The sequence below is a fragment of the Gemmatimonadaceae bacterium genome (assembly GCA_035533755.1).
Lineage (GTDB): Bacteria > Gemmatimonadota > Gemmatimonadetes > Gemmatimonadales > Gemmatimonadaceae > JAGWRI01.
The window spans coordinates 127,411-135,776 of record DATLTC010000100.1; the positions used below are offsets into that span (position 1 = coordinate 127,411).

The 8,366-nt window shown below is 72.9% G+C and carries 6 protein-coding genes; 2 read left to right on the forward strand and 4 right to left on the reverse strand.

All coding sequences use genetic code 11. The annotated features are described in order from the left end of the window. Positions 1-13: 13 nt before the first annotated feature. Genes VNE60_14365 through VNE60_14375 form a run of 3 tightly spaced genes read right to left on the reverse strand, consistent with a single transcriptional unit; the run spans position 14 to position 5,162 of the window. The gene (locus tag VNE60_14365) at positions 14-760 is read right to left on the reverse strand and encodes a TrmJ/YjtD family RNA methyltransferase (GenBank protein HVB32705.1); all 747 of its coding nucleotides are present in this window, start codon (positions 758-760) and stop codon (positions 14-16) included. Next, positions 757-3,597, reverse strand: a complete 2,841-nt coding sequence (locus VNE60_14370; GenBank protein HVB32706.1) for a heparinase II/III family protein — start codon at positions 3,595-3,597, stop codon at positions 757-759. Before VNE60_14370 ends, VNE60_14365 begins: the two co-directional genes overlap by 4 nt. After that, complete coding sequence (locus tag VNE60_14375) at positions 3,597-5,162, reverse strand: peptide ABC transporter substrate-binding protein (protein ID HVB32707.1); 1,566 nt, start codon at positions 5,160-5,162, stop codon at positions 3,597-3,599. Before VNE60_14375 ends, VNE60_14370 begins: the two co-directional genes overlap by 1 nt. Positions 5,163-5,180: 18 nt before the next feature. Between VNE60_14375 and VNE60_14380 the strand changes: the two genes are divergently transcribed. Both VNE60_14380 and VNE60_14385 read left to right on the forward strand, forming a co-directional pair. After that, the gene (locus tag VNE60_14380; GenBank protein HVB32708.1) at positions 5,181-6,170 is read left to right on the forward strand and encodes an ABC transporter permease; all 990 of its coding nucleotides are present in this window, start codon (positions 5,181-5,183) and stop codon (positions 6,168-6,170) included. Then, a complete protein-coding gene (locus VNE60_14385; GenBank protein ID HVB32709.1) occupies positions 6,167-7,045 on the forward strand; it encodes an ABC transporter permease in 879 nt (292 codons plus the stop codon). The genes VNE60_14380 and VNE60_14385 overlap by 4 nt, the downstream gene beginning before the upstream one ends. A 1-nt stretch (position 7,046) precedes the next feature. On the opposite strand, the gene VNE60_14390 is transcribed toward VNE60_14385, so the two are convergent. Next, positions 7,047-8,366 (reverse strand): glycoside hydrolase family 38 C-terminal domain-containing protein (locus VNE60_14390; GenBank protein HVB32710.1); only part of this gene is annotated, 1,320 nt, incomplete at its 5' end.

Sequence of the window (8,366 nt, forward strand, 5' to 3'; positions counted from 1 at the left end):
GTTGGACGGGGCGTCAAGACCGGCCGGTGCGCTCGAGGTATTTCACGACCTCGATCGCCATGGCGCGGATGAGGGAGAGTTCGCGCGCGTCGGGTTCGGCGCGGTAGGTGAGCGATCGCACGGTGCGCATGATGTGCTCGGACACCCGCGTCTTGAAGAACTCGATGGCGGCGAGGGCGCGCTCGGTGTCGGCGAAGTACTGCTCGAGCTGCTCCGGCGTGGCCGGCGGCGCGGCCTTGCGCGGCGGGGCGACCGCGCGCGTGGCGTCCTGGGCGGCGAGGTGCAGCTCGTAGAGGGCCACGAGCACCGCCTGGGCAAGGTTGAGCGAGGCGTGCTCGGTGGTGGGGATCATCACCGCGGCGTGGACGCGGTCGAGGATCTCGTTGGGCAGCCCGCTGTCTTCGCGGCCGAACACCAGGGCCACGGGGCCGAGCTGGGCCGCGTCGAGGGTGGCCACGGCTTCCTCGCGGGGGGTGGTGACCGCCCGGCGGGCGGCGCGCCTCCGGGCGGTGAATCCGACCACGCGCACGCACCCGGCCACGGCCGACTCGAAGTCATCGAACGACGCGATGCGATCGATGAGATCGCGCGTGCCGTGGGCGATGCCCTCGAGGCGATGGGGATCGTAGGCCACCGGGCGCACCAGGTGCAGCGTGCCGAGGCCCATGTTCTTCATCGCCCGCACGGTGGCGGCGATGTTCACGGGGTCCTGAGGCTCATAGAGGACCACGCGGACCTGGGCGAGACGCGAATGGGTCACGTGACGACGGTGAAATGGAGGAGACGCGCCGGATCGTGCCGATCACCGCGCAGGTACACGAACTCGCCGTCGGGGCCGCTGAGGATGAGTTGCCCGCGCCGCCGTTCGCGGCCGGGCGCGGTCTCGTTGACGAGCACGTCGAGGGAGAACTCGCCGCCCACCTCGAGCGGTTGGCGCAACGCGATCTCGGCGCGCAACTCGTAGCCTTCGCGCACGCGGCGCCACGCCACGCGCGACAGCCGGAGGTTGCCCCACCCGGCGAGCGGGCGCGCGCGAACCACGCCCGCCTTGCCGGCGTCGTCCGGCACGAGCACCCAGGCCCCACCGTCGTCGAGCGTGCGCACGTATAGTTGCACGCCGTCGCCATTGATGTCCGCCGGTTCGTTGTCGTACGGGTTCACGGCTCCCGCCGGCATGAACCGCGGAGCGGGCGTGGCGACCTGGACGTCCACCACGAGCAGCCTGGGCGCGACGGCGATCGCGACGCGCGCCGAGGGGCGGCCGGCCTCCTCCCACGTCTCCTCGGAGCGGCGGTACGTGGGTTCACCCAGGTGATAGGCCGCGAAGCGCGACCGTTCCTCGGGCGGGGCGTCCGTCCACCACGGCGCCGCGAAGCGCGAGGGCGCCAGCACGAGGCCGTGGAATCCGCGCATCGTCGGCTCGACGGTGGCCACGGACGCGACGCCATCCGCGTCCGTCGGCGGCGCGTGGGGATCGGGCAGCTCGTGTTCTGGCTCGGCGTGAGGCGCCAGCTCGTCGTCCGCGCGCACGCCGCCCAGTTCGATGGTGCGCCAGCCGCCGTTGGAATCCACGTCCACGTGCCACCCATCGCCCGCGCGCGCGTGGAGGTGGCGCACGCCGCCCCGGTGGTGGACGATGGGCCCGTCCCCTGTCCATTCCACGGACTCGACGTCGCGCGACCATGCCCACACGGCGCGGATGACGCCGACCGGAGTGCCGCGGCTCTCCATGAGATGGAACCGCCGGCTGGTGCCCGGCGGCTGGCCGGGTCCGGAGAGGGCGTACCAGATGGCCGGCGACTGGCAGCGGAAGAAGGCGCGCACGTGGTCGGTGCCGTGTTGGGCGGCAAGCTGAACGCTGGCCCCGGCGGCCACGCGGAACGCGCGGTCGGTGGTCACGAAGCCGCCGCCGTCCTCGGGGCCACCGGCGCCGGTGTACTGGGCGCGCACCGGCTTGATCTGTCCGCTCAGCGTGCCGTCGCAATGCACGGGCAGCAGGAAGGCCGCGTCGTGGCCGGCGCGCCACCGGATCTCGTCCACGAAGTATCCGGGCATCACAACGAGCGTGCGCTGCACCGCGACGCCGGGCCAGATCGTGGCGCTGGCGCGCACCCATCCAGCGTCGCCCTGCTCGTCGAAGGCTTCGAGCACCCCGTCCACCCGCCACTGCGAATGCCCGTCCACCATCGGGGCGTTGTGGGCGAGCGTGCTGCGGTACCAATGCAGGGACGGATCCACGTACGAGGCGGTGCCGAGGTCGTCCAGCCAGCGGATGGCGCCGGTGGAGAAGAGCACGTTGAGCCGGTCGGGGTGGCCGTGTCCGCCCCCCGACTGCCCATAGTCGAGCGCGACATACGCGTCGCTGCCCGGGCGACGGAGCACCGCGATGCCCTGGCCCTCGAGCAACACGGACGGCAGCGCGCTCACACTCGCCGCCGCGACCTGCTCGCGCGCGAACAGCAGGGACTTCCACCCCAGATCGGCCCGTGTGAGCCGCACGCCGCGCACGTTGCGTTCCGCCTCGGCGCTCGCGCTCGCGCGGCCCGTGTCGCCGGCCGGCGCGGCGCCGTCGTAGAGGCGGGCCAACATGGCGCCCAGCACCGGGTCGTCGCGGCGGGCGAGCCCCAGCTCGCACGACTCGGCAAACCGCCACTGGCGGAGCGACGTGGCGTACTGCGAATCCTTGCGCGACGGCAGGGTGAGATCGGGGAGCGCGGTGGCGAAGGTGGCGGCGAACCCGCGCTCGAATCGCGCCACGACGTGGGGCGGCAGCTCGAGGCCGGCGCGTTCGGCGAGGGTGAGGCCGTACCAGAGCCCTCGGTGGGCGAACTGGTGGTAGTTCTCCCCCTCGTACCAGGTACCGTCGTCGAGGATACCGTCTTCGAGGTGCGCGAGCAGGCCCGACGGGCCGGCCACGAGGGTCTCGAGCGCGTGCTCGTTGCCGAGCAGCACGTGGGCGGCGAGCAGGGCGGCGTTGTTCCAGATCTGGCGATTGGACGTGCCCTCGTTGTACGCGGCGATCAGCGCGGCGCTGGGCTCTACGACCCGATCGCGGAATTCGGCCCCCACCGACTGGTCGCCGGCGGTCTCGAGCAGATCGAGCGCCACGCACAGTTGCAGCAGCCAGATGGACTCGAGGTAGGTGCTGAAGAACGGGCGCGTGGGCCCGAGGACATTGTCGCGGTTGGGATACGTGAGGTAGGCGCCGGCATACTGCCGCAGGACGTCGCGCGCGAACACCGCGTGGCGGTCGTCGCCGCGCACGGCGTACAGTGCCGCGGCATGCACGGCCCGTTCGGCGAGCCAGAGCTGATATGGATACAGCCACCACCGGTCGTGCAGCGTCCCGCGGTGCACCTGGCCGCAGGTCGGGCAGCGATGCTCGTGCGGGGACCACGGATCGAAGGCGAGGGCCGATCCGTCGCGCTCGCAATATCCGCCGGCGCGCGAGAGGAGCGCCTTGTCGCGCGGCACGCGGATGCCGGCGGCGATCGCGCGTTCGAGATCCGCGGTGAGCGAATCGGCGAGCGGCGCGAGCGCGCCGGCGGCGATCCGGCGCCGGTCGGCGATCCCATCGGAACTGAGCAGGAGCGGCATTACGTGGAATCTCTGGGCACGAGCGCCCATTGCGCCAGCGTCACCAGCTCGCCTCGCAGGTCCATGGTCACCCCGCGGAGCCGGCGAGACACCCCCTGGACGCCCTGAGCGTGGTACAGCCAGACCACGGGCTCCTGACGGGCGAGCTCGCGCTGCACGTCGTACCACGCCGCGGCGCGCTGAGGGTCGGTGCGCGCCGCGGCGGCGCGCGCGAACGCGGAATCGAGCGCCGGCTCGTGGAAGTCGGCGTAGTCGAGCGCGCCACCCGCCTCGCGTGAGGCGAACATGGCGCGCAGATAGGAGAGCGACAGGTCGCCCGGCACCCCGGTGACGAGCGCGTCGAAGCGCTTGGGCCGGGCGCGCGCTTCGGTGAGAAACGACCCCAGCTCCACCTGGCGGATGCGCATCGTGATCCCGCGGGCCGCGAGGTCGGCCTGCACGAGCTGTTCCAACGCGTTGTCGGCCGTTCCCACGGTGAGCAGGTCGAAGGCGAAGGGGTGGCCGCCGCGGCGGCGCATGCCGTCGGGACCGCGGCGCCAGCCCGCGGCGTCGAGCAGCGAGTCGGCGCGCTGCGGGTCGTACACCGGCGGTGTGGTGTCGGCGTACGGGACTTCCGGCGCCACGGGGCCGCCGGCCGGCTGCCCGAAGCCGGCGAGCGCGGCGCGCACGATGCGCTGGCGATCGAGCGCCAGCGAGATCGCATGGCGCACACGCACGTCGTCGAACGGCGGCCGATGGGTGTTGAGCACGATTCCGGTTTCGAACAGCACCGGATAGGTCACGAGGCGCAACGTGGGATCGCGCCGCACCAGCGACGCCATGGCGGGCGAGATGCCGGCCACATCCAGCTCTCCGCTGGCCAGCCCGGCGAACTTGGTGATGGCCTCGTCGACGACCGCGATCACGAGCCCGCGGAGCCTGGGCGGGCCCCCCAGAGCTTCCGGGAACTGGTCGTTCCGCGTGAACACCCAACGCTGGCCCGGCACATGTTGCACGAACCGGAACGGGCCGTTGCCCACGGGCGCGTCGTTGAACGCGGCGGTGCGCATGGCGCGTCGCGGAACCGTCGCGAGCAGGTGTCGCGGCAGGATGGGCAGCTCGCAGAGCACGAGGGGGAAATCCACCTGCGGCGCGCGGAAGCGCAGTTCCGCCGTGGAGTCGTCGAGCGCGACCACCGTGTCGAGCCCCGCGAGGTCGGCCGCGCGCGGATAGCCGGTGGCGGGGTCGCGCGCCGCGAGCAGCGTGAACGCCACGTCGCGTGCCGTGGTGGGCCGGCCGTCGTGCCAGCGCAGGCCCATGACGAGGTGGAAGCGCAGGGCGCGACGGTCGGCGCTCCAGTCCCATGCCCGCGCGGCGTAGGGCTCGGGGTGGAGCGTGGAGTCATAGCGGGCGAGCGTGGTGAACAGCGCGAACCGCTGCACCTGCCGCGACAACGGGTGGATGGTGACTAGCGGATTGGCGGATTCCAGATCGGTGCCGGAGGCATAGACGACCACGCCCGGCGCGCGCGGGGGGGCGCCACAGGCCGCCGCCGCGATCGCCGCCACGATTGACGCGCGCCGCACCGCTCGCATAATCAACGCGTGTCCGCCCTCACCATTGCCCGTCGCCTGCGCGACGCGCTCGTGCTGTTCTGGCTCGTCATCAGCCTCACGTTCGTGTTGCTCCGGCTCGCGCCGGGCGATCCGGCAACGATGCTGGTGCCGCCCGACGCGTCGCCGGCGATGGCGGCGCGCCTGCGCCACGACTTCGGATTGGACGCCCCGCTGCCCGTCCAATATGCACGGTGGCTGGGCGAGACGCTCACCGGCCACTTGGGGGAGAGTTTCGCCGCGCACGAACCGGTCACGCGCGTGATCGGCCGCGCCGCGTCGCTGTCGCTCGGCCTCGGGCTGGCGTCGCTGGCGCTCACCTTTCTCATCGGCGTGCCGATCGGGATGCTGCAGGGCGCCCGTCGCGGCGGCGCGTGGGACTGGACGCTCACCGTGTTGACCACCGCCGTGTACGCGTCGCCCACGTTCTGGATCGCGCTGGCGCTGGTGGCGCTGTTCACGTATGGCGCCAGCATGCTCGGGTTCCCCGCCTGGCTCAGACTGCCCGCGTTCGGCGTGCAGACCCCGGGCGCCATGCTCAGCGGATTTGCCGCGGTGCGGGACGTGATCCGGCACGCGGTGCTGCCGGTGGCGATTCTCGCCGGCGTGGGCGCCGCCGGCGTGGCCCGGTATGCCCGTTCCAACGTGGCCGATGTGATGCGCCAGGATTTCGTCCGCACGGCCCGCGCCAAGGGCGCGTCGGCGTGGCGCGTGTTCGGCCGCCACGTGCTGGCCAACGTGCTCCCCGCCCTCGTGGTGCTGTTCGCCCTCGTGCTGCCCGGGCTCGTGGCCGGCTCGATCTTCGTGGAATCGGTGTTCGCATGGCCGGGACTGGGACGCACGATGCTCAGCGCGATCGGGGCGCGCGACTATCCGGTGGTGATGGCGAGCACGATGCTCTATGCGGGGGCGGTCATCGTGGCCAACCTGGCGGCCGACCTCGCGATCCCGTGGTTCGATCCGCGGCGGGCCCAGGAATGAACGAGCACCCCCATGCGGCGCCAAGACGCCGCGACCCGCTGGTGGCCGGCGCGCTCGTCCTCCTCGCCGCGATGGCGCTTGGCGTGATCATCGTGCCGATGCTGTCGCGGCAGAATGCGCTGGCCATCGGCGACGTGCTCGCGCTGCGGAATCTGCCGCCGGGCAGCCGCGACGTGACCGGCACGTTTCATCTCCTGGGCACCGATCGCTTCGGACGCGACCTGTTCGTGCGCATGATGCTCGCCGGCCGCATCTCGCTGGCGGTGGGCGTCGTGGGCTCGGTGGCGGCGGCCGGACTGGGGACGATCGTGGGCGCGCTGGCGGCGTGGAGCGGCGGAATGGCCGACCGCGTGCTCATGGCGCTCACCGACGCCATGCTCGCCGTGCCGCGCCTGGTGCTGCTGCTCGTGTGCGCGGCGCTCTGGCGCCCCGGCCTCACCGCGGTGGTGGTGGTGCTCATCGCCACCGGATGGATGGGCGTGGCGCGCATGGTGCGCGCCGAAGTGCTCGGCGTGCGCGCGCAGCCGTTCGTGGACGCCGCCGTGTCGTTGGGCGCGCGGAGCAGTCGCGTGCTCTGGCGCCACGCCCTGCCCAACGCGCTCGGGCCGGCGATCGTGGCCACGGCGCTCGGCGTGGGCAACGCGATCCTGCTGGAGAGCGGGCTGTCGTTTCTCGGACTCGGCGTGCAGCCGCCCACGCCGAGTTGGGGCAACATGATCGCCGGGGGGCGCGATCTGATCGTGACGGCGCCCTGGATCTCGCTCGCGCCCGGGATCGCGCTCATCGTCACGGTGCTGGCCTGCACGCTCCTGGGCGACTGGCTGCGCGACCGTGTGGCAGGCGACGCGCCGCGGTTGTTCGGCGAGCGGGCGTAGGTCAGCGGACGAGGAGGGTGACCACCCCGCGCGGCGGCGCCGCGAACTCCACTCCACCGCCGCGCGCCGGCACCGCATCCCCCGGCGTCTCATCCAGGCGCGACACGCGCGCCTCCGCGATCGCGAACCCCACTACCCACCGGCCGCGAACCACGCGATCGAGCAGGTTGACGCACCGCAGTACCAGCCACACGCCGTCCTCACTCTCCTTGGCGCACGAGAAGGCCAGCCCCTCGCCATCCAGCGAGAGTCCCGCCAGCTCCGGCGGCGCGGCGAGCAGCGCGCGCATCGTGTGGCCGGTGATGGGCGTGAGGACGTCCTCGGCCGCGCGCTCGATGCGCGCGATCACCGCGGCGTCGCGCGGCCCGTGCAACAGCAGCGCCAGCTCGGCGCCGAAGGGGCCGAGGCACTGCGCCTCGGGCGTGGGCGCGGGCCAGCCGGCGTGGCCAGGGCGCTCGGGAAGATCGGCGCGCGACAGCTCGCCGACCGCGCGCACGAGGGTCACGCGCACCGCGCCGGCATCGTCCGCCTCGTATTCGGCCAGGCCGTCGGAGAACACCGTGGCGCCGCCCGCGGCATTGAACAGCGACACGTAGCGGTGCAGCGGCGCCGTGGGGGGCGCCGCCTCAACCATCTGCTCCTCGGCCGACAGGCGCAGCGGCACGCGCTCCACCGGGCCGAACGCGGCGTCGGCGAAGACGGATGCACCATCCGCGCCGGTGTTCAGCCGCAGGCGCAATCGATGATCCGCGGCGCCGTTCTCGCCGTCCACGCCGACGCGCAGGATGTCGGAGTCCGCATCGAGCGACAACCGCACGCGGAGCGTCACGCGCGCGCCGGCGCGCACCACCACGCGCCACCGGATCTCGATGGTGCCGCGCAGCGGACCGCGATGCATGGCCCGGGCGCCCACGAATTGCGCGCCGCGCAACGCACCGCGGGGCGACGCGGTGTACAGGTCGCCGGCGTCGTCCTGATCTTCCACGGTGAGGACATCCGAGATCATCCGGCCCGTCACGACGTCCTGCACTTCGACCACGCCCCCGTCGCGCACGGCCACGATCAGCCGCCCGTTGTCCATCGTGCGGCCGTTGACGCGCACGGGATCAGGTATCGCGGCGGCCGCCGCGCGCCGGCCGCCGACCGCATGCGCCCGCATGCCGTAGCCGGCCAGCTCGGACACCCACACCGCGGCGCGCGAGACGGCCACGAGATCGTCGTCGGGATAGGCTCTGGGCGATTCCATGCGCTCGTGGCGCACCGCGCGCTCCAGCACCTGGAGCGCGGCCACGCCGGGCACGCCCGGCGTGGAGCGTCGCGC

Excerpts from the sequence above, each read along its gene's own strand:
- VNE60_14370 (HVB32706.1), bottom strand. The coding sequence starts at position 3,597 with ATGCCGCTCCTGCTCAGTTCCGATGGGATCGCCGACCGGCGCCGGATC.
- VNE60_14385 (HVB32709.1), top strand. The coding sequence starts at position 6,167 with ATGAACGAGCACCCCCATGCGGCGCCAAGACGCCGCGACCCGCTGGTG.